The sequence below is a fragment of the Roseomonas sp. TAS13 genome, assembly GCF_001950415.1.
GTDB lineage: Bacteria > Pseudomonadota > Alphaproteobacteria > Acetobacterales > Acetobacteraceae > Roseomonas > Roseomonas mucosa.
In genome coordinates, this window is the sequence record NZ_BDLP01000506.1 from 1 (window position 1) to 2,583 (window position 2,583).

Genomic DNA, 2,583 nt, shown 5'->3' on the forward strand with positions numbered 1-2,583 from the left:
GAGACAGGCGACAGCGCGGTGCCGCCCCTGGAAGAGACCGGCGGCGGGCATCTCAGCCGCTGCTTCCGCTGGCGCGAGCTGTCCGGCGCCCTCGCGGCGCAGGGGGTATCGTGAGCGACGTGGCAGCACCTTCCGCGCCGGTGCTGGAGGTGCGGGGCCTCCACAAGCATTTCCCCGTGGGCGGAGGGCTCTTCGGCCGGGGACGGCAGCAGCTCCGCGCCATCGACGGGCTCTCCTTCTCGATCCACCCGGGAGAGATCCTGAGCCTCGTCGGCGAATCCGGCTCGGGCAAGAGCACGGTGGGCCGCACCGCGCTGCGCCTGCTGGAGCCCACCGAGGGCAGCATCCGCTTCAAGGGCGAGGACATCACCAACCTGTCGCGCGCCCGGCTGCGCCCGCTGCGGCGGCAGATGCAGCTGGTCTTCCAGGACCCCTATGCCTCGCTGAACCCGCGCATGACGGTGGAGCGGATCGTCGCCTCGCCGCTGGAGATCCACGGCATCGGCGAGACCCCGGCCGACCGCATGGAGAAGGTGGAGGAGGCGCTGCGCCTCGTCGGCCTGCTGCCGCAGCACGCGCAGCGCTATCCGCACGAGTTCTCCGGCGGACAGCGGCAGCGCGTCGGCCTGGCGCGCGCGCTGGTGACGCGGCCGGACTTCATCGTGGCGGACGAGCCGGTGAGCGCGCTCGACGTCTCCATCCAGGCGCAGGTGGTGAACCTGATGCTGGAGCTGCGCGACCGGCTGGGCCTGACCATGCTGGTCATCGCGCATGACCTCGCCGTGGTGGGACACATGTCCGACCGCGTGGCGGTGATGTATCTCGGCCGGCTGGTGGAGATCGCGGAAACACGTTCGCTCTTCGCCGCGCCGCGCCATCCCTATACCGAGGCGCTGCTTTCCGCCGCCCCGAACCCGGACCCGACGCGCCGCCGCAAGCGCATCGTGCTGACGGGCGACGTGCCGAGTCCGCTCGACCCGCCTTCCGGCTGTTCCTTCCGCACCCGCTGCCCCTATGCCCTCCCGGCCTGCGCGGCGGACCGGCCGCCGCTGCGCGCGGTCGCGCCCGGCCACCTCACCGCCTGCATCCGCGACGACCTCGACCTGCAGGCCGCCGGCTGAAGGCTTCCGCCCGTCTCTTCTGACCCAGGACAACACCGCTCATGTCGCCGCCCGTCGATCAAGTCCAGAGTGACCCGAAGCTGCCGGAAGCCGCCGATGTGGTGGTGATCGGCGGCGGCATCGCCGGCGTCTCGGCGGCCTGGCACCTTGCCGGGAAGGGGCATTCGGTCGCGCTGATCGAGAAGGGCGTGATCGCGGGCGAGCAGTCCAGCCGCAACTGGGGCTGGTGCCGGCAACAGAACCGCGACGAGCGCGAGCTGCCGCTGATCAAGTACAGCCTGGAGCTCTGGGGCCGGCTGAGCGAGGAGATCGGCGCCGATGTCAGCTTCCGCCGCACCGGGCTGGTCTACACCACGGACAAGCAGTCAGACCTGGACGAATGGGAGGAGTGGTCGAACCTCGCCCGCGAATACCAGGTGCACAGCCGGATGCTCACCGCCGAGGAAGCGAACGCGCTGACGCCGGGCTGCACGAAGAAGTGGATCGGCGGCGTGCATTCGCCCACCGACGGCCGTGCCGAGCCTTCCAAGGCGGCACCCGCCTTGGCCGAGGCGGCGCGGCGGCGGGGCGTCACCATCCACCAGGGCTGCGCCGCACGCGGGCTGGAGACCCAGGGCGGCCGCGTCTCGGCGGTGGTGACGGAAAAGGGCACGATCCGCACCCAGGCCGTGCTCCTCGCCGGCGGCGCCTGGTCCTCGATGTTCTGCCGTAGCCTGGGCATCGACCTGCCGCAGGCCGGGGCGCGCTCCACCGCCTTCTCCACCACCGAGGCGCCGGAAGTGACCGCGGGCGGGCTCTCCACCCCGGGCTTCGTCATCCGGCGGCGGCTGGATGGTGGCTACACCGTCTCCATCCGCGGGCGCGGGCTGGTGGAGCTGACGCCGCAGGGGCTGCGCTACGCCCGCAAGTTCTGGCCGGCCTTCCTCAAGCGGCGCGCGGGCGGCGTGAAGATCAGTGTCGGCCGCTCCTTTCTCGAAGGACCGGAGGCGCTGGGCCGCTGGAGCGCGGACAAGCCCACCCCCTTCGAGCGTATCCGCGTCTTCGACCCCGCGCCCGATACCGGCACGGTGGACGAGGCGCTGAAGCAGCTCGTGGAAGCCTATCCGGCCCTGGCCGGCATCCGCATGAAGAACGCCTGGGGCGGCTGGATCGACTTCATGCCCGATGCGGTGCCGGTGATCTCCCCGGTGGAGAAGCTGCCGGGGCTGACCCTCTCCACCGGCTTCAGCGGCCATGGCTTCGGCATCGGCCCGGGGGCCGGAAGGCTGGCTGCGGATCTGGTGGCGGGCGATGCGCCGATCGTCGATCCGACGCCCTTCCGCTATGTCCGCCTGATCGACGGCTCGCCCCTGCCGCCAGGGCCGATGTAACGCTCCTCGCCCGTCATGGGGGCGCCGTGGTTGGGGGCAAGGCGCCGCCTCGCCCCCAAACCCCCACTCCGCCAGGACCCTGCGGGCCCTGG

General features: G+C 71.8%; 2 protein-coding genes. Both read left to right on the top strand.

Translation table 11 applies throughout. The features are described 5' to 3' along the window. Positions 1-107: 107 nt before the first annotated feature. Entirely contained in the window at positions 108-1,121 is a 1,014-nt protein-coding gene (locus ROTAS13_RS22800) for an ABC transporter ATP-binding protein (RefSeq protein WP_369924198.1), read from the top strand. A gap of 41 nt (positions 1,122-1,162) precedes the next feature. Further along, entirely contained in the window at positions 1,163-2,491 is a 1,329-nt protein-coding gene (locus ROTAS13_RS22805) for an FAD-binding oxidoreductase (RefSeq protein WP_019459224.1), read from the top strand. Positions 2,492-2,583 lie beyond the last annotated feature (92 nt).